This window comes from Heyndrickxia acidicola, from assembly GCF_001636425.1.
Classification (GTDB): domain Bacteria; phylum Bacillota; class Bacilli; order Bacillales; family Bacillaceae_C; genus Bacillus_AE; species Bacillus_AE acidicola.
Genome location: NZ_KV440953.1, coordinates 1,838,101 through 1,857,824 on the forward strand (window position 1 = coordinate 1,838,101; position 19,724 = coordinate 1,857,824).

Here is a 19,724-nt window from a genome sequence, read left to right on the forward strand (position 1 = left end):
ATTAAAAAAACACTTATTTCCATTTTTCTACTTCTAAATCCCTCTTTTGAGCATTCAGTCCATATGAAATAAATGCTTGCATTTTTGTCCTCATTGCACCATTAGAGAATTTAGATTATTATTAAAGGTGTGATAATTCAATAAATACTTGGCGATGGGTGTCTTAGGAGGGACGAATCATGCAATTCGATGATACACAATTGGAACGTTTTAAAGCCGACTTATCAAGATTGGACGATTGTCTGCAAAAACACGGAATGGTCAGGGCAGGTCAATGGGATTATGAACGGGTATCCTACGATAGAAAATTTCAAGTTACTGAGGGAACCTATTATTTACGTATCCAGGGCTATGCGATTGAAGGGGATATAGACTCTTCTGATGCGCTCGTTCAATTGCTGCCTCCTATTTTAGGCAAGTATTATTATCCTCATGGTGTTGAATATGGTGATGATGAGTATTATCCGGGCCAACTCGTAAAGCAGTGTGAAAAACTCCTTTTAAACATAAAAAATGAAATTGAAGGGTTTGCAGAATAACTCTGCCATTCAGCGCAAACGCCTTGCTCATCGGCTTAGTGATTTCTTAGTTTTCGACTGAGACAAAGGAATCTCGATCTTGACTTATCGAAGGGAGGAGACGTAGAAATTCGTGAGCTGATAGAGGTGAAGCTAGACAGAGACTGCCTTTAAAAAAGCAGCGTAGAAAAAAATTCTACGCTGCTTTTTATGTTCCTAAAATGGCTTTTATCATTGAGGTCGTTTCTCCACCATGATAAAAAATATACAAAAGCAAATAAACAACAATTCCTGTTATTCCAGTAAAAAACCAAATAATACTTGCAATCGGCCCAAATTTCCTATGATATTTTAAGTTATTCTTGTATCCGGACCATATTTGCAGGATACCAAAGACAGCCCCAACAGTAGCCAATGTAATGTGAAAAACCAGAAAGACAGTATAAAATATTTTTAACTTTTCAGGTCCGCCAAAAGATGTATTGCCAATAAATATTGTTCTGGTCGCGTAGATAATAAAGAAAACTAATGCAAAAATGGCTGCTGTCAGCATAACTTTTTTGTGCTGGTCAATTTTTCTTTGTTTAATCAGCCACCATCCAATTGCTACAAAAATAGCACTGATTACAATACAGGATGTACTAATAGTAGGTAAAATAGGAACGGTCATGTTTTTAACCTCACAGCTTCTAAAGTATTTGTAAGAAAAGGCAGGACCTTTTCTTAGTCGATAGGGGCAGAATTCTTTAACATTAAAGATCCGTTTTGTTTCTCTGCTTCCTCTTGGTCTTTACGGTACCATTCAAAAAATACTTTAAACAGTATAGTCGTATCTACAATTTCCTGAATAATTTTCATAATTACACCGCCCAGCTGCTGATCCTGAACCACGGGCATATGTGAAAAGAGTTCTGGGCCGCTTAAACCAAGATTATTCAGTGTATCGCCTGGCACACAAAGTGACATCGATTTCAACCACATTGCGCCATTTGAGTAGGTTGTATAGAGTGGCGAATTGGAAAAAATGATCATTCCACAAGCGGGTGTTAACAGTACGGCACTTGCTATGAGATAGCTTATTTTCTTTAGTCCGCTAATCTGATATTGCCCCGGCAATGAATTTAAAAGAGGCCACCATAAAAATAACGAAAATACAAATAAAATGAGTGTATAAGTACTATGTAAAAATTCATTCAGCTTAATTGCATCAAAGACGGTTGGAATGTGGTATAGGGAAAACAAAATACTAAAAAGAAGCACAGAAAGAATGGGCTTTGTAAAAAAAAGAAACACCTTTCGTACGATTGGCAGCTGAATAAAATTTGCCCATACCCAGTTTGGTATTCCAATTATAATCAATGGGCTTACCACCATATAAAGAAGTGCCATTTGAGTCATGTGAATTGAAAACATGATATGGCCAAGCAAATCCAAAGGAGAACCCAGTACAGCGTATATGATGAGCATGGCAGTAACAAAACAGATTGCCTCAATGGGCTTAAGCTTCTCGCTGTTGGAAATTTTTTTTCTCCAGGTAATCGTTAATAAGAAAAAGAGAATGGTCAAACCAACAACACAGGATAAGAAGTATGGACTCCACAAAGCTCTAAAACCAAAAATCCATATGGACATAAGATGCTCTGCCCCTTTCGTTTAATTATACTGATTAATAACTGCATGTTCAATCTCAGCAAATGACAAGTTTTTGACAGAATAGAACATTTGTAATTCACTTTTCTTATCCTGGTTTATATAGGATGATTTAAGAAAATGAATATATACCCTATTAAAAACTGAAAGGTTAAATATACTTCAATGAAAATCAAGTTAATAAAAACCAGCCGTCAAAAATGTACGACTGGTTTTCATTTTTCTACCACCAAATAATCGTAATAAAGGTCAAAATGATCGTAAATGCAATAAAGACACCTGTATAAATAAACAATTGAGGACCTTCATGTCCTTTATGGCTCATATGCATAAAGTAATAAATCTGAAATGCTACCTGTACGACAGCAAGCAAGAAGATAAATGGAATAGTAAACCACTTAGAAAAATCAGCATAAACAGCTGCAAACGCAATAACAGTTAAGAAAATCATCAGTACAAAAGAAACTACCTGGAACTTCATATCCTCTGCGTTTTTTCTGCGGCGATATTCAAAATCAACTCTAGAATTGTTTGAATTAGCTTGCTCTCCAGACATCTTTTATCCCACCATTCCCATTAAATATACAACAGTGAAAATGAAGACCCATACCACATCAATAAAGTGCCAGTAGAGGCTGGCTACGTAGAACTTAGGGGCATTATACAAATTCAATCCCCTTTTAGCATTCCGCAGCATAAGGGATAATATCCACAATAATCCAAAGGTCACATGGGCACCGTGAAAACCAACAAGGGTATAGAAGGCAGATCCAAATGCACTGCTTGTAAAGGTATGATGAAATTCCGTAACATATTTATGGAATTCGTAGATTTCCAGACCCAAAAACCCTGCCCCAAGGAGAACCGTTATGAGAAACCATGCCTGCATTTTCTTAAAGCTGTAATTTTTCATATGGTATATGGCATAAACACTAGTTATTGAGCTTGTTAAGAGAAGCATGGTAGCAGCAAAAGATAAAGGAAGCTCAAACAAATCCTTAGCAAGCGGATGACCGCTTGGCACTTTATCTTTTAATGCCAGATAGGTAGCAAAAAGTGATGCAAAAAGGGTTGTTTCACCTCCCAGGAACAGCCAAAACCCTATAAACTTATTTTTTCCTTCTAGGGTCGCTTTCTCTGGTGATTCCGGCCAAGTCTTTGCCGTAAACGCTTCTTCAGCATGCATTATGCCTCAACCCCCTTTTCCTTATGATCTACTAACTCTTCCCTGTGGATATGATAGCCATGGTCATCCTTCACGGAACGAATAAGCATACAGAAAAGGGTGAAGCCTACGCCCAGTATTAATGCTGTATATCCGGGTATTTTATAGTCAGTATGATACATAGCTCCAAATGCTGCAATAAACAATCCCAATCCCATTAAAACAGGAAGAATCGAACTATTCGGCATGTGAATATCACCCAAAGGTTCAGCAGGAGTAAACTCTGTTTTGCCTTCCATTTTTTCAAGCCACCATGTATCAATTCCCCTTACAAGCGGGAGCTGCTTAAAATTATAATATGGAGGAGGAGAAGATATTGCCCATTCCAGCGTACGTCCATCGCCCCATGGATCGTTTCCTACCTTTTTATTCATAACAGAAGTTGAAATTATGTTTATGACAATGATCATAACTCCCACCGCCATAAACCCTGCCCCTATGGAACTAATCAGGTTGGCCGTCTCAAATCCCTGTCCCGGCAGGAACTTCCATACACGTCTCGGCATTCCCATTAAGCCAAGGAAATGCTGTACAAAGAAGGTTAGATGAAACCCAATCAAAAACAGCCAAAACGATATTTTCCCAAGTGTTTCATTTAGCATGGTTCCAAAGATTTTTGGCCAGTAAAAGTGTGTAGCGGCAAGCAGCGCAAGAATAACCCCGCCTACAATAACATAGTGGAAATGCGCGACTACAAAATATGTGTCTTGGTACTGATAGTCTGCAGGTGCAGCGGCAAGCATTATCCCTGTGACTCCTCCCATTACAAATGAAGGAATAAACGCTGCTGCGTACAGCATCGGGGTTGTAAACTCTATACTTCCACCCCACATGGTAAAAATCCAGTTAAAGATTTTAATTCCGGTTGGAACCGCTATGGCCATTGTCGCAACGGCAAAGATAGCATTTGCCACGTCTCCCAGGCCATCTGTAAACATATGATGTGCCCATACCATAAAACCTAGAAAACCAATTAATACAGTTGCAAACACCATTGATGAATATCCGAATAAACGTTTTCTGGAAAATGTAGCGAAAATTTCAGAAAAGATTCCGAAGGCAGGCAAAATTAAAATATACACTTCTGGATGTCCGAAAATCCAGAAAAGATGCTCCCACATAATCGTATTGCCTCCAGCAGCCACATTAAAGAAGTTAGCGCCAAACATTCTGTCAAATGTCATTAAAAACAAAGCAACTGTAAGAGGCGGAAAAGCAAAGAGAATTAAGGCTGATGTGACAAAAGTCGTCCACGTAAACATTGGCATACGCATATATGTCATACCAGGCGCCCTCATATTGATGATGGTCACCAGAAAATTAATTCCCGCCATAAGCGATCCAAATCCCGAAAGCTGTAAGCCCAAAGAATAAAAATCAATTCCATGCCCCGGGGATTCAGAAGCTAATGATGCATAGTTAGTCCATCCAGCATCAGGTGCCCCTCCAAGAACCCACGATAAATTTAAAAATACCCCTCCAAAAAAGAACAGCCAAAATCCCAGCGAATTAACAAATGGAAATGCTACATCACGAGCTCCTATTTGAAGCGGGACTACTGCGTTCATAAATGCAAAAATCAGCGGCATGGCTGCCAGAAAGATCATGGTGGTTCCATGCATTGTTAAAACCTGATTATAGGTACCCGCACTCACAAAGTTATTATTCGGAACTGCCAGCTGAATACGGATTATTAACGCTTCAATTCCACCTACCAGGAAGAAAAAACCGCCGGCAGCTAAATACAAGATAGCTATTTTTTTATGGTCAACAGTAGTCAAGTAATCCCAAACGGCAGCACCAAATCCTTTTTTCTGAGCTTTACTACTCACAGTGAAACCTCCCTTTCATGCCAATTCCCCTATTGATTATGCACTTTTAAACCCATCAAGTATTCTGCCAGGGCATCGAGATCTTGGTTGGATAGCTTATCTTTAAAGGCTGGCATTTTAACTCCAGGTTTAAACTGTGATGGATCTTGAATCCACTTTTTCAAATTTTCTTTATTATGAGCCAATATACCGCCAATCCTTTCACGTTCTCCAAAGGTAGCGAGATTCGGAGCAAGACGAGCTTGTGCCGGTCTTGGATCCTGAGGTGTGACCGCATGGCAGCTTATACAGGTTTTATTAAATACTTGCTGACCTTCTTGTGCCAGCGCAGTCGTTGGCTGAGGCTTTTTAGCATTTTTCATTTGATCGAGCCATTGAGCAAATTCATCTTGTGACATGGTTTTCACCTTAAAGTCCATCAGAGAATGTGATGGGCCGCAAAGCTCGGCACATTTTCCATAAAACAGGTTCCCAGCTTCCTGGGCCTTTTTGCTGTCGAATTCGAGCCAAAACTTATTGACATTGTCTACATTCGTATCCATTTTCCCGCCTATAGCAGGGATCCAAAATGAATGTTTTACATCAGAAGCCTTTAAAGTAAAGTAAACCTTTTCATCTGTTGGCACCACAAGTGTTTCACTTGTAATCACCTTAGCATCTGGATACTCAAACTCCCACCAATAGAGGCTTGAGCGGACATTAATAACAAGTGATTTATGATTCCCGTTATTGTCTTTTTGGTCCATGGCTGAGGTGTCTCCGAGCTTAAAGGTATCGGCAACTACCGGCACTGCCAGTATAATCAGTAAAAGTGTCGGAATAACCGTCCATAAAATTTCAAGGACGTGATTCCCTTCCACTTGTTTCGGAATGAAATTTTCCTGATTTTTACGCCGCCGAAAGCGCACGATAGCAATTACATAAACGATGACGACAACAGCTATTACGAATACCATAATGCCCAAACTCAATTCCATTAAATTGAATTGCATTTGAGCGACTTCTCCCGCTGGCCTTAAAGTGGACAAATAGGGTTTCCCACACCCTGCAAGCACAAGTCCCAATATTGCGAAAATTGAGAACATACGCCATGTACGAAACCAACGTTTCATAGCTTCATCAAACCCCTCTTTCGTGTTTATGTAGTTTTGTTACAAGGACACAAACATATATTTGAATTCTTTTATAGGGCTTGCACTAAACAGTAATCCTGATGAAATGGAATATTCGCATGGATTAGCTTCCATACGAATAAACCAACTTTCAGCAAGAATAAAAAGGCAATCCCCGAAAGAAAGAATCCCTTATTTGAATAGTGTTGCAATGACCATGGCTACAAATAATATAGTCAGGTAATTTAAAGAATACACAAACATTAATTTAGCCCATTTCAGATCATCCTTCATCTTATAACCGGCAATCCCCAATACCAGCCAACCAATGTTAAATAATGTAGCTAAAACAACAAATGGAATTCCTAATGGCAAAAGAAAGAATGGAATCGGCAGAAGACACGCTACCCAAATAACCATATGGCGCTTTGTAACTTCAAACCCACGTACAACCGGAAGCATAGGAATACCTGCCGCCCTATATTCTTCACAACGTTTCATCGCCAAAGCATAAAAATGCGGAGGCTGCCAAATAAACATTAATAAAAATAACATCCATGCTGTAGTATCTAAGTTCGGATCCACTGCTGCCCAGCCGATCAGCGGAGGAACAGCTCCCGAAATACTCCCTACAATAGTGTTGCTCACAAATAATCTTTTTGACCACATAGAATATAGAACAACATAGCTTACAACACCAATGATTCCAAAGATCCCTGCAGTGACAGAGGTAAGAAAGAGACAAATCAGCCCTAACACAATAAAGCCAAAACCTATTGTCAGTACTTTGGCCCCGCTCATTTTCCCTGTGACGGTAGGTCTTGAAGTTTTGCTTTTCATAATTTGGTCAATATCACGGTCGATGTAATTATTCAGTGCACAAGACCCTCCGATAATTAATGCTGTTCCAAGAAGGGAAAGGAATACAATATCCAATGAGTCAAGGAAATGCTGGTGAGTAAATACTAATGCAAGCCATACACCTGTAAAGGCTGTAATTAAGTTTGAATTTACAATTCCTATTTTAATAAGTGACAGGAAATCTTTGAAAGCAGTCGTTTCTACAACCTCAGTTTCTTTTACTCCAACTGCTGTATGGTTGTCAGGCATTCAGACCACCCTCCTCTTTTTCTACGATTAAGTCATGTATATAAACTATCATCTTTGCATCTCCTCTAAAAATTTATAAAGCAACAGAGTGCTCAGTAAGTATAAATAATACCTTTATTGTACTACTATAAATCAAATTAATCACCATTACCATGCCGACCCCTGGCACTCTCACAGAAACTGCTGGACCTGTCTGTACACCCTAATTTTACCACAATTAACTACTGCTAAGTTGAAATAAACTCCATCAATTCAATATTAAATCATATTTTGGTCTTTGAATGTGACGGTTTTGCATACTTTTTTTGTCAATCCCGTGTCATACGCCGTAATCTTTGAAAAGTGCCTTTATTTGAGATATGATGTACATCAATGAAGAAATAGCAGTATATATTATATTTTCATTGAATTAGTAAAATACTGCTTTTGGATTGGATGACGGCCGCTTGGTGAAAGGCTGGTACTGGTTGTAATGTCCAGCATAGAGGAAAGTTGAATTAGTCTTATCTCTATCTAAACAAACTTTCCGATTTCTTTCAAGGTAAGAAGGTATTACTTGTCACAATTTATTCGTTTGTTTTTTCAGTGGGGTTTATGTACTATCAAGTAGGAACTTACTCATTATATTATTTTTATATATTTGTTTTAGAAGCAATATGCAGGTATATGAATAATGAAATATCAATTTAAGAAGGTGAATCAATTGCATCGAGGTTTAAAATGGCTTGCTGTCCTGTCAACGATTGCAATGTTATTGGTTTTAATTGATGGATCTCTTGTGACTAACTCAAATTCAGCTATGGGCTGCGGACGCTCCTGGCCGCTTTGCAACGGGAAATTAGTTCCGGATTTTTTCTCCATCCATACACTGATTGAATTATCCCATCGTATGATCTCAGGTGTAACGGGAATTTTAGTTCTTCTTTTATCCATCTTTTCATGGAAAGCAATAGGGCATAAAAGAGAAACAAAATTTTTGTCAATATTGTCTTTTCTATTTTTAGTTATTCAAAGTTTAATTGGAGCTGCAGCAGTTATCTGGCAGCAATCAAGTTTTGTACTGGCGCTTCATTTCGGAATATCTTTAATTTCCTTTGCCGCCGTATTGCTGCTTACTTTATTAATTTTTGAAGTTGATCAGAAGTTTGATGCCTATACACTTGTGTTGGACAAGCGGCTTAAATGGCATACAGTCTGCGTTACAATTTACAGTTACATCGTTGTCTATTCAGGAGCACTCGTCCGCCATACGAACTCAAGTTTAGTCTGCAGGGACTTTCCGATGTGCCTAAATGATGCGCCCGGTCTTATCAGCAACACAAACCAATGGATTCAGATGGGTCACCGGACTGCAGCCTTATTAATTTTCTTATGGATTGGGTATTTAGCTCTGCGGGCGATCAAGAAATACAAAGACAGCCGAGTAATTTATTGGGGATGGATTATCGCTTTTATACTGGTATGTCTGCAAGCCTTGGCGGGAGTACTAATCATTTATACTCATTTAAGTATCTTCGCTGCCTTGCTGCATGTATTATTTATCACTTGCTTGTTTGGCCTGCTGAGCTATTTAACACTTCTTGTAAGCAGAAGTGCAACATCACGAGCTTAACAAATTTTAAATGGCAGCCGATCTGGGTTCATACTCAGATATAGTATTTAGTCAAATAAAAAAGAAAGGCTCGAAAGCCTTTCTTTTTTATTTGACTCTGTTAAATCTTGCCTGTTGATTTCTGCTGTAGGCCACTAAACAGGAGTCTCTACCTTTTGCGCCCCACAACTACGCTTAAAATCAACATTGATCTTTAACAAAGCCTTTATTTACTGACACTTTTATGATTGCTTTTCGACTTCTAACAACAAATCTCCAGGCTGAATTGCATCACCGTTTTCGACATGTATTTCTTTGATGATTCCTGAAAAAGGACTTTGTACAGTAGTCTCCATTTTCATCGCTTCCGTAATCATAATGTGTTCTCCCGCTTTTACTTGGCTTCCTTTTTTACAAAGAACTTTTATGACAGTACCTGGCATCGTTGCCCCGATATGCTGTTCATTTTTAGGATCAGCTTTTACTTTATCAGCCACTGCTGATTTAATATTTTCATCACGAATGATAACTTCCCTTGGCTGGCCATTCAGCTCAAAATAAATCACTCTTTTTCCATCATTGCGGGGCTGTCCAATGGAAACAAGCTGAACAAACAATGTTTTCCCTGTTTCAATCTCTACCTCAATCTCTTCACCAAGTCTCATTCCATAAAAGAATGTAGGTGTATCAAGGACAGAAACATCTCCAAATTGTTCTACAACCTTAGCATAATCCATGAATACCTTTGGATATAACACATACCCAAGGGTATCAAAATCAGTTGTTTCTTTGCCTAATTCATTTGTCAGGGTTTCTTGGGTTTTATGGAAATCCACATCTTCCATCAATTCTCCAGGCCTTACAGTAATTGGTTTCCTGTCTTTTAATATGACTTTCTGAAGATCTTTAGGAAATCCGCCGTACGGCTGGCCGATATCTCCTTGGAAAAATTCCACTACAGAATCTGGAAAATCAAGCTTCATCCCCTGCTCCAGTACATCCTTTTCATCAAGGTCATTTTGCACCATAAATAAAGCCATATCTCCGACTATTTTTGATGAAGGAGTCACTTTAACAATATCCCCAAACATATGATTCACTGTCTGGTACATTTGTTTTACTTCATCCCATCTGTTTCCAAGCCCGACCGCTTTTGCCTGTTGCTGAAGATTGCTATATTGTCCTCCAGGCATTTCATGCTGATAGATTTCGGAGTGCGGTGCATTCATCCCGCTTTCAAAGTCAGCATAGTATTTACGGATATCCTCCCAATAATGGGAAAGACTCTCTGCTGCGCCAATGTTGATATTCGGCTTTCTTTTTGTTCCTTCAAGCGCATAGTAAAGGGAGTTTAAGCTTGGCTGAGAAGTCAGGCCCGACATCGAGCTTAATGCTACATCAACAATATCGACACCTGCCTCAACGGCCCTTGCATAAGTAAAAATTCCATTCCCGCTTGTATCATGTGTATGCAGGTGTATAGGTATATTAACAGTTTCCTTTAATTCAGAGATTAACTTGTAGGCTGCCTGAGGTTTTAATAGGCCCGCCATATCCTTTATTCCTAGAATGTGCGCACCCTGATTCTCTAATTCTTTGGCCATATCTTTATAATATTGCAGGCTGTATTTGGTCCTTGATACATCCTCTATATCACCGGTATAGCATATGGATGCTTCTGCAATTTTTCCGCTGTCCCTTACAGACTCTATGGCCACTTCCATTCCCTTCACCCAGTTTAAACTGTCAAAAATTCTAAAGACATCGATTCCGGTTTCAGCTGATTTCTGGACAAATTCTCTTATTACATTATCAGGATAGTTTTTATAGCCTACTGCATTCGAAGATCTCAAAAGCATTTGAAATAATACATTTGGTATCTTATTACGCAATGAAATCAATCGTTCCCATGGATCTTCTTTCAGAAAACGGTAAGCTACATCAAATGTTGCTCCGCCCCACATTTCCAGTGAAAAAAGCTCTGGAAGCAGTCTCGAGGTTGGAACAGCAATTTTATTCATATCATGTGTTCTTACCCTGGTTGCCAGCAAGGATTGATGGGCATCTCTAAACGTAGTATCCGTCAGAAGAATTTCCGTTTGAGCCTTAATCCAGCCGGTAAGCCCTTCAGGGCCTTTTTCATCTAACATTTGCTTTGTTCCTTTTTTTGGAACAGCAGTATCCTGATACGACAATCGCGGAATTCTTGGATTCCTAAAGTCAGGCTTTTCCTTTTTCTCAATGCCCGGAAAACCGTTTATTGTTACATTACTAATATAGGAAAGCATCTTTGTTCCTCTATCTTTGCTGACTGGAAAATCAAACAGCTCAGGCGTTGTATCGATAAAGGATGTGTCATACTCACCGGTAATAAACTGTTGATGCCTTACAACATTTTCAAGGAACGGGATATTTGTTTTAATCCCTCTGATTCGGAATTCTCGCAAATTTCGGATCATTTTCGCTGCAGCTTGCTCAAAAGTCAGCGCCCACGTGGAAAGCTTGACGAGTAAAGAATCATAATATGGTGTAATAACAGCCCCTTGAAATCCATTTCCAGCATCCAATCGGACACCAAAACCGCCTCCTGAACGGTAAGCCATGATCTTCCCTGTATCCGGCATAAAGTTATTTAATGGATCCTCTGTTGTGACGCGCGATTGAATAGCAAAACCGTTAATTTTCAGGTCATCCTGTACCGGAATTCCTACCTTTTCAGAATGAAGAGTTTCTCCTTCTGCAACTAAAATCTGAGTCCGCACAATGTCTACCCCTGTGATCATTTCTGTAATGGTATGCTCAACCTGCACCCTCGGATTTACTTCAATAAAGTAAAAATCGTTTCCTGAAACCAGAAACTCCACTGTCCCTGCATTCAAATAATTTACATTCTGCATTAATTGAACAGCTGCATCGCAAATTCTCTCTCTCAAATCATTTGTTAAAGAAACACATGGGGCAACCTCTACTACTTTTTGGTGCCGTCTTTGTACAGAACAGTCTCTTTCAAACAAATGAATGATATTTCCTGATGCATCTCCAATTATTTGAACTTCAATATGCTTTGGATTTTTTACAAACTTTTCAACATAAACTTCATCGCTTCCGAACGCTGCTTTGGCTTCCGACTTCGCTCTATGATAAGCATCAGATACCTCTTCCAGAGTCTGAACGATTCTCATTCCGCGGCCTCCGCCTCCAAGAGCCGCTTTTATCATAACAGGGAGCCCATGGCTTAAAGCAAAGTCCTTGACTTCCTCAAGGCTGCCAACAGGCCCACCACTTCCAGGGATTATTGGAATCCCTGCAAGTTCAGCCTGTTGTTTTGCCTTAACTTTGTCTCCGAACATATCCAAATGTCTGGGTTTTGGGCCAATAAAGGTAATTCCTTCTTCTTCACATCGTTTTGCAAACTGCAAATTCTCGGAAAGGAAGCCATAGCCGGGATGGATTGCATCCACATCAGCATTTTTAGCAATTTCAATAATACCCTCTATATCCAAATAGGCATCAATCGGTTTTTTCCCTTCCCCTACGATATACGCTTCGTCCGCTTTATAGCGATGGTATGAGCCGGTATCTTCTTTTGAATAGATCGCTACCGTTCTTATATTTAGTTCTGTACATGCACGAAAAACTCGTATAGCGATTTCTCCTCTATTAGCTACTAAAACCTTTTTAATTCTTTCCAACAAAATATCCCCCTTTGAAAAGATCTTGGATAGTTATGATAAATCCTAGCATATTCTATAAGGATAAGTCATTTAAAAACTCTTAATGTAAATTAAAATTTTTATAGTTTCTTCTCTCTGTAACGGAATCGGGCAGGTCCTGTTTATTTTTATATCTCTCCTCGTATTTAGTAAACATTGATATATTCACCAGTATTCCAAGAGCAATAGAAAGCACCATTAAAGATGAACCCCCATAGCTGATAAAAGGCAGCGGCACCCCAGTAATCGGCATCATCCCTGTTAAGCCGCCGATATTGATAAAGGTTTGGATGGCAAGCCATGAAGAAACCCCTATAGCCAGAAGAGTGCCAAAAGGATCCCTGCATTTGATGCCAATGTAAATACCCCTTAACACGAGATAGGCAATACCAAAAATAACAAAACCAACACCAAATACCCCTAATTCCTCAGCAATAACCGCTAAAATAAAATCAGTTTGCGGTTCAGGGAGATACCCAAGTTTTTGAATACTCTGCCCAAGGCCCTGCCCTTTAATCCCTCCGGATCCAATTGCCAAAAACGAGTTAACCAGCTGATACCCCTCTTTTCCTTCTGTACTAAAAGGATGAAGGAATCCAGTGAATCTTGCCATTTGATATCCGGATAAAACATTGTGCTTTGCAATGAGAAGAACAGGCACAAAGAGTAATACCAAAATGAGAACAAGGCTTGCCAGCTTAAGAATCGTTTTAAGCTTCATTCCAGAGCACAAGATAATGACACTGCCAATAGCAAGGACGATAAGCGCCGTTCCCATATCCGGCTGAATGAGTATCAGGAAAAATACAGCAATAAGATAAATAAGCGGCGGGGCTACTCCTGAATTAATATTATCAATATAACCAATCTTTTTTGAGTAAACAGCCGCCATATAAATGATAACACTCAGTTTAACAAATTCACCAGGTTCTATTGAGAGCGGCCCAATATGCAGCCAGCTGTTTGCCCCTCCTGAAATATGTCCAAAGATGAAAAGAGCAAATAACCCAAAAAGAGAAGCGACCATAATAAATCCCAACACTTTGTTTCCTTTATAAGCTTTATAAGGGAAGAATGCAGCGCCTAGAAAAAAGATGAAAGATATGCCAATAAAAATGAGCTGCCGGTAGTAAAAGTGTGTACTGCTGTAGCCATACCGCTCAACAGCAGTTACCATGCTGGCGCTATAAATCATCACTAAGCCAAATAAACAAAGAAGTATGTACACAACGATGATGCTATAATCGAATGACCTTATGATTTTTTTAAACATATTTACCTTCCAATCTACAAATATTCTATATGAAAATCGAACCCCTTTTTTTCCTCAGTAATGATCTCTATGTATTTTCATTCAGCGAAAATAATGCCTATACTGTTTCATTTTTTTGATGAAACAGGCTTCTCATTCATTGTACAAAAAAACTCAAACATTTTATATGGTATTGTTTGAGTTTTTTCTTTATATTATTTTTTTGTATAAGCTTCATGAAGCATGGAAAGCTCTCTCTCTAAAGATCCAAGCAGTTCTTTCCCGTGATTCTCATCTACCAAACCGAGCCTGACAGCAAAATCTATTTCACGTGATAAACCAAACATCTGCGTATCCAATACTTCCTCATACAAAGGGCATTGAGGCATTGTAAGGTTATCCATTTGAACCTTAATTAAGCGCAAAATCTTGTCTGCGTCCGCCTTCAATAAAGAATAGGCTTTTTCCCGGTGATCAACCTTTGTTTCAGACGCCACATTGATCCCCCCATTTTCCAAGCAAATAAAGCATCTTATCTAAAAATATTACATGGAATCCAGCTAAATTGCAAGAAAAAAAGGGGTTCCAGTTAAAGGATTGGCTGCCATTTCACTATAATGCATTTTTTTGTTTCAGAATAGGCTGTGTGTTAAATTCAATATTGATTACTGCTCAAAATAAAGGCTCAAGTGACAAGTAAAAGTTTTATAGGTATAATCTATAAGAGATATTCACCATTGCGTTTTAAAGTTTTTCAACTAAACATCACGAAAATTGAAAAACTTTTTCTAGGCTTTCTTTTATTCATTACTAATTGGATAGTCGTCGTTTCAGCTATGAAGGGAAAGCGGCTTCATGCTTTCCATCTTTGTTTAGCCTTTACACCATGACATTCATTATCACTAAAGGGGGCAGCATTTATGATCGTGACCATTACCGGAAAAGTCACTTATTCAATCACTCTTGATCCAGGCACCTGGATATTTGATGACAGACGAATTGATATGGACACTTATTTCACAAGTGATAGAAAAGAAGTGGACGAGGATGAAGAATACACCCGTGCTACCGGCAGATTCTTCGATCGAGAAATTAAAGAAGGCGCTATTTCTCCTCCTACATTAAATACAGAAAGAAAATACCTTAAAGAAAGACTCCTGACAGGATCTTTCGGCATTAAGCTTGAACCGTTTTTGAAAAACGCAGAGCCCTTGCACGATGCCCAATCATTTATCCTGATATTGTCTGATGGAGAAATAAAAATACCTCTTAAAAAGGCTTATAATTTGATTCTTGCGTTTTCCAAGCAAGGAAAACCACTGAAAGAAGACGGCCCTATTCATGCTTATTTTGAAGATGGATCCAATAAAGAAAATCCAATCAAGCATGTACAAGGCTTTAGGGTCGAGTAAGGAAACAACTTACCTAAACAGTCTTATCCTTATAAAAAACATCGGGATGTGTCACAACATCCCGATGCTTTTTATATACTGTATATTGGTTCTATAAAAGATCGGCTGCCAATTGAGCCAATGAAGAGCGCTCTCCCTTTAATAATTTTATATGTCCGGCAACCGCCTGCTCTTTAAATTTCTCCGTTACATAGGTAAGTCCATTATTATATTCATCCAGGTAAGGATGATCAATTTGTTCAGGGTCACCCATTAAGATAATTTTACTTTTTTCCCCAACCCTTGTTAAAATGGTTTTCACTTCGTGCTTGGTAAGGTTTTGAGCCTCGTCAATAATAATAAATTGTTCCGGAATGCTTCGTCCGCGGATATATGTCAATGCTTCCACTTCTATGGAAGCCATACCGGCCAAAATGGCATCAATTTCTCCAGGCTTCTTTGTATTAAAAAGATATTCCAGGTTATCATAAATAGGCTGTACCCAGGGCCTCAGCTTTTCTTGTTTTTCACCTGGAAGATAGCCGAGATCCTTTCCTACCGGAACTATCGGACGGGCAACCAACAGCTTTTTATAGTTCAATAAATCCTCTGCCTGCATCAGACCGGCAGCAAGAGCAAGAAGTGTCTTTCCGGTTCCCGCTTTTCCAATCATGGTTACCAGTTGGATATCATCGCGCAGCAGCAGTTCCATCGCCATCGTCTGCTGAACATTTCTTGGCTTAACACCCCATATTGATTCTTGGTTGTACACCAGTTTTTTCACAAAACATCCTGTTTTCTCCACTATGCCGATTGCCGAGGATGAACCGCCAAGCGAATTCTTCATGATGATAAACTGATTGGGATAGAAAAAGTGGGTTGTTATATCGGATAACCGCAGCTGGCCTTTTTCATAAAATTCATTTACTTTTTCACTATCTATATAAAGTTCAGCAAGTCCTGTATAAATATGGTCTAATTCAACCACCCGGTCATTCAGAAAGTCCTCTGCCTGGAGACCCAGCGCATCAGCCTTTACTCTGACTAACGCATCCTTGCTGACTAAAATGACGGGACTTCCATTCTCTTTTGTTTCCTCTTCCAAGGATAGGTTTTTTGCCACTGCCAAAATCCTATTATCATTTGTTTTTTCTACAAATATTTCTTGAAGCTGATGAAAAGAGCGGTGATTTAGTTCAATGCGCAGGAATCCTCCGTTTTCCAACGGAATTTTTTCATGGAGCTTGCCTGATTGCCTAAATCCATCAATCAATTTGGATACATGCCTTGCGTTACGGCCAATCTCATCCATATAACGCTTTTTCGAATCTACTTCCTCCAGCACAACCGCCGGGATAACCACTTCGTTATCTTCAAAGGAAAAGATGGAGTATGGATCCTGTAGCAAGACATTTGTATCTAATACATATATTTTTTTCAAATTGATGCCTCCTGCCCCTTATTAGATTACTTTATCATATGATTTTAATCATCATCCGGTTCATTGTTGTGGACGGACATTTGTAAAATATATGTCCAAATCCTTAAAGATAGAAGAAGATTACTCACTAATCTAAGCAGAGATATGGCTCCTTTACTCTTCAGCTCCCCCTTGCACAATTTTAACAGCAAATATTACTTTCCTTAAAAACAACATATCACGCCTTTCAAAAGTTATCAAAGAAAAAAGCATTGCAATGTTAGCTTTATAACTGAAAACCTTTTTCTTAAATTTTTATCCAGTTAGCCATTCTATTTTTCTTTTCTATCATGATATACTTGTGTAATAGAAATAATTGCTCCTAGAGGTGTACCCAATGAAAGTACAGTGCATTTTATGCGATAAAATTGAAGTGATAAATCAAGATTCTATTATAGCGAAACGTTTGCGGAATAGACCGATTCATACGTATATGTGTGAGGAATGTACCAATCGTGTAACAGAAAAAGCCCAGGAACGATTGGCAAAACGGAAAAACGGAGATGACTCCACATCAGAAGAATGGTAATAAAGAATACTTAATTAGCAGTCACAAATATCTTTTTATTTCAACATAAAAACCCCTCTGCAATGATAGCAGAGGGGTTTTTCATTAGCTGTTTTGTGCTTCTGATTTTTTTTGGTTATGGAGCCGAATTTTATAAATGATCAGTATAAGAGCGGCTATAACCAAGCCTTCCCCGATTGGAAGGAAAATTCCTAAAAAAGTCAATAGCGTGCATCCCAATAATAAGAACGCATAGACCACGAGAGACTTAAAGATGGGCAGTTTTTTGGCAAATCCAAGCTTGTAAACTAAGATGGATAAAGCAACAATTGTTAAATAGAAAAGCCACATCCCCAGTTTTGGGTGCTGATCCACTTGATATAAAGCTGCAAAAAAGGAAAGCGAATCGTGAACAGTTTGGTTTGGCAATATCCAACTCCCCTAACATGATTCCTTATTTTCCTTAGTTTAACATATCAAGAAACAATTTTTTAAAAAACTTAATTCACTTCTGCTGATTTTAGTTTTTTAGCTGCTTTTTCCCTTTCGTTCTTATTCAAGATTTTCTTGCGAAGACGAATAGACTCAGGTGTTACTTCACAATACTCATCTTCATTTAAATACTCAAGAGCTTCTTCGAGTGACATAATCCTAGGCTTTTTAATCACAGAGGTTTGATCTTTTGTTGCTGAACGCACGTTGGTTGCATGTTTAACCTTAACGATGTTAACGGTAATATCGTTATCACGTGTGTTTTCACCAACAATCATACCTTCATAGATATCTGTACCCGGTTCAACAAAAATTGTTCCTCTGTCTTCTACTTGCATAATTCCATACATAGTAGTCTTACCTGTTTCCATGGAAACAAGTACTCCATTGTGTCTTCCGCCAACCCGGCCTGGTTGCATTGGCTGGTAGCTGTCAAATGTATGGTTCAGAATCCCGTAACCTCTTGTTAAAGTCAGGAACTCAGTAGTGTATCCAATTAATCCACGTGCTGGAACATTAAATACAAGACGGACTTGACCATTTCCGTTATTGATCATGTCAAGCATTTCACCTTTACGTGATCCTAAGGATTCAATGACGCCGCCTGTATACTCTTCAGGAATATCAATTTGCACACGTTCAACCGGCTCAGATTTTACACCATTAATGTTTTTAATGATAACTGTCGGTTTAGATACCTGAAGTTCAAAGCCTTCTCTTCTCATATTTTCAATAAGAATCGATAAGTGAAGTTCTCCGCGTCCTGAAACAATCCATTCATCTGGAGAATCAGTGTTGTCGACTCTTAAACTTACATCCGTTTGCAATTGTGAACGCAATCTTTCTTCAATTTTACGGGAAGTAATAAATTTACCTTCCCTGCCTGCAAAAGGACTGTTATTTACTACGAATGTCATTTGTAAAGTAGGTTCATCGATTCGCAGTGGTTGAAGAGGTTCCTGATGATCAATAGGTGTAACAGTTTCCCCTACATTAATGTCTTCCATTCCAGAAACGGCAACAAGATCACCTGAGTAAGCTTCTTCAATTTCCTGGCGCCTTAAACCGAAGAAACCAAACATTTTGGTAACACGGAATTGTTTGACTGTGCCATCAAGCTTCATAAGCGCAACCTGCTGCCCAACCTTCATTGTTCCACGGAACACACGGCCAATACCAATTCTCCCAACATAGTCATTATAATCAAGCAATGCTACCTGGAATTGAAGCGGTTCTTCTCTTGTATCTACAGGAGCTGGGATGTGTTCAACAATTGTTTCAAATAGTACCTGCATATTTTCATCCTGCTGATCGGAATTAGCACTTGCTGTTCCATTAACGGCAGATGCATAAATTACTGGAAATTCCAATTGATCTTCATTTGCATCAAGCTCAATAAAGAGCTCAAGTACTTCATCTACAACCTCTTCAGGACGAGCGAAATCACGGTCAATCTTATTGACAACGACAATTGGCGTTAAATTTTGTTCTAGAGCCTTTTTCAATACAAATCGAGTTTGAGGCATACAACCCTCATATGCATCAACCACTAGAAGTACCCCATCAACCATTTTAAGGATACGTTCTACTTCACCGCCAAAGTCTGCGTGTCCCGGTGTATCCATTATATTAATACGTGTATCTTTATATTGAATTGCCGTATTTTTTGCAAGAATCGTAATTCCTCTTTCACGTTCCAGGTCATTTGAGTCCATTGCTCTTTCAGCTACGTGTTCATTGGAACGAAAAGTACCTGATTGTTTAAGCAATTGGTCAACCAGTGTTGTTTTCCCATGGTCAACGTGAGCAATAATGGCAATATTTCTTAAGTCTTCTCTTCTATTCAAAAT

The 19,724-nt window shown here is 38.8% G+C and carries 17 protein-coding genes; 4 read left to right on the forward strand and 13 right to left on the reverse strand.

The features are described 5' to 3' along the window. Positions 1-179 precede the first annotated feature (179 nt). Positions 180-539: a YugN family protein gene (locus A5N88_RS08625; protein ID WP_066264863.1), complete on the forward strand. Its 360-nt coding sequence runs from the start codon at positions 180-182 to the stop codon at positions 537-539. A 187-nt stretch (positions 540-726) separates the two neighbouring features. On the opposite strand, the gene A5N88_RS08630 is transcribed toward A5N88_RS08625, so the two are convergent. The 7 genes from A5N88_RS08630 to cyoE form a co-directional block, all read right to left on the reverse strand. Continuing rightward, positions 727-1,188 (reverse strand): DUF420 domain-containing protein, encoded by a 462-nt coding sequence (locus A5N88_RS08630; protein WP_066264865.1) that lies wholly within the window; start codon positions 1,186-1,188, stop codon positions 727-729. Positions 1,189-1,241: 53 nt separating this feature from the next. Further along, on the reverse strand, positions 1,242-2,150 hold the full coding sequence (ctaG, locus tag A5N88_RS08635; protein ID WP_066264866.1) for a cytochrome c oxidase assembly factor CtaG: 909 nt from the start codon (positions 2,148-2,150) through the stop codon (positions 1,242-1,244). A 241-nt stretch (positions 2,151-2,391) separates the two neighbouring features. Then, positions 2,392-2,724 carry a cytochrome c oxidase subunit IVB gene (ctaF, locus tag A5N88_RS08640; protein WP_066264867.1) on the reverse strand — a complete coding sequence of 111 codons (333 nt, stop codon included), beginning with the start codon at positions 2,722-2,724 and terminating at the stop codon, positions 2,392-2,394. A gap of 3 nt (positions 2,725-2,727) precedes the next feature. Beyond that, positions 2,728-3,354: a cytochrome (ubi)quinol oxidase subunit III gene (locus tag A5N88_RS08645; RefSeq protein ID WP_066264868.1), complete on the reverse strand. Its 627-nt coding sequence runs from the start codon at positions 3,352-3,354 to the stop codon at positions 2,728-2,730. Beyond that, on the reverse strand, positions 3,354-5,225 hold the full coding sequence (ctaD, locus tag A5N88_RS08650) for a cytochrome c oxidase subunit I (RefSeq protein WP_066264869.1): 1,872 nt from the start codon (positions 5,223-5,225) through the stop codon (positions 3,354-3,356). Before ctaD ends, A5N88_RS08645 begins: the two co-directional genes overlap by 1 nt. Positions 5,226-5,254: 29 nt before the next feature. Continuing rightward, positions 5,255-6,337, reverse strand: coding sequence for a cytochrome c oxidase subunit II (gene coxB, locus A5N88_RS08655; protein WP_066264871.1), 1,083 nt, complete (start codon positions 6,335-6,337; stop codon positions 5,255-5,257). Positions 6,338-6,529: 192 nt separating this feature from the next. Next, positions 6,530-7,447 (reverse strand): heme o synthase, encoded by a 918-nt coding sequence (gene cyoE / locus A5N88_RS08660; protein ID WP_066264872.1) that lies wholly within the window; start codon positions 7,445-7,447, stop codon positions 6,530-6,532. Positions 7,448-8,150: 703 nt separating this feature from the next. Between cyoE and A5N88_RS08665 the strand changes: the two genes are divergently transcribed. Beyond that, a complete protein-coding gene (locus A5N88_RS08665; RefSeq protein ID WP_083953287.1) occupies positions 8,151-9,059 on the forward strand; it encodes a COX15/CtaA family protein in 909 nt (302 codons plus the stop codon). Between the two features lie 221 nt (positions 9,060-9,280). Here the strand turns inward: A5N88_RS08665 and pyc are convergent, their stop codons facing one another. The 3 genes from pyc to A5N88_RS08680 form a co-directional block, all read right to left on the reverse strand. Continuing rightward, on the reverse strand, positions 9,281-12,730 hold the full coding sequence (gene pyc / locus A5N88_RS08670; RefSeq protein WP_066264874.1) for a pyruvate carboxylase: 3,450 nt from the start codon (positions 12,728-12,730) through the stop codon (positions 9,281-9,283). Positions 12,731-12,812: 82 nt separating this feature from the next. Next, the gene (locus A5N88_RS08675) at positions 12,813-14,024 is read right to left on the reverse strand and encodes an FtsW/RodA/SpoVE family cell cycle protein (protein WP_066264876.1); all 1,212 of its coding nucleotides are present in this window, start codon (positions 14,022-14,024) and stop codon (positions 12,813-12,815) included. A 194-nt stretch (positions 14,025-14,218) separates the two neighbouring features. Beyond that, positions 14,219-14,500: an Fpa/YlaN family protein gene (locus A5N88_RS08680; RefSeq protein ID WP_066264878.1), complete on the reverse strand. Its 282-nt coding sequence runs from the start codon at positions 14,498-14,500 to the stop codon at positions 14,219-14,221. Positions 14,501-14,923: 423 nt separating this feature from the next. Between A5N88_RS08680 and A5N88_RS08685 the strand changes: the two genes are divergently transcribed. Next, entirely contained in the window at positions 14,924-15,415 is a 492-nt protein-coding gene (locus A5N88_RS08685; RefSeq protein WP_066264882.1) for a hypothetical protein, read from the forward strand. A gap of 91 nt (positions 15,416-15,506) precedes the next feature. On the opposite strand, the gene A5N88_RS08690 is transcribed toward A5N88_RS08685, so the two are convergent. Then, a complete protein-coding gene (locus A5N88_RS08690; protein ID WP_066264883.1) occupies positions 15,507-16,835 on the reverse strand; it encodes a PhoH family protein in 1,329 nt (442 codons plus the stop codon). Positions 16,836-17,211: 376 nt separating this feature from the next. Between A5N88_RS08690 and A5N88_RS08695 the strand changes: the two genes are divergently transcribed. Further along, positions 17,212-17,403 carry a YlaI family protein gene (locus A5N88_RS08695; protein ID WP_066264884.1) on the forward strand — a complete coding sequence of 64 codons (192 nt, stop codon included), beginning with the start codon at positions 17,212-17,214 and terminating at the stop codon, positions 17,401-17,403. A gap of 84 nt (positions 17,404-17,487) precedes the next feature. On the opposite strand, the gene A5N88_RS08700 is transcribed toward A5N88_RS08695, so the two are convergent. Together A5N88_RS08700 and typA are read right to left on the reverse strand one after the other, a co-directional pair. Beyond that, positions 17,488-17,811 (reverse strand): YlaH-like family protein, encoded by a 324-nt coding sequence (locus tag A5N88_RS08700; protein ID WP_066264885.1) that lies wholly within the window; start codon positions 17,809-17,811, stop codon positions 17,488-17,490. Positions 17,812-17,882: 71 nt separating this feature from the next. Beyond that, positions 17,883-19,721, reverse strand: coding sequence for a translational GTPase TypA (gene typA / locus A5N88_RS08705; protein WP_066264887.1), 1,839 nt, complete (start codon positions 19,719-19,721; stop codon positions 17,883-17,885). Positions 19,722-19,724: the final 3 nt, after the last annotated feature.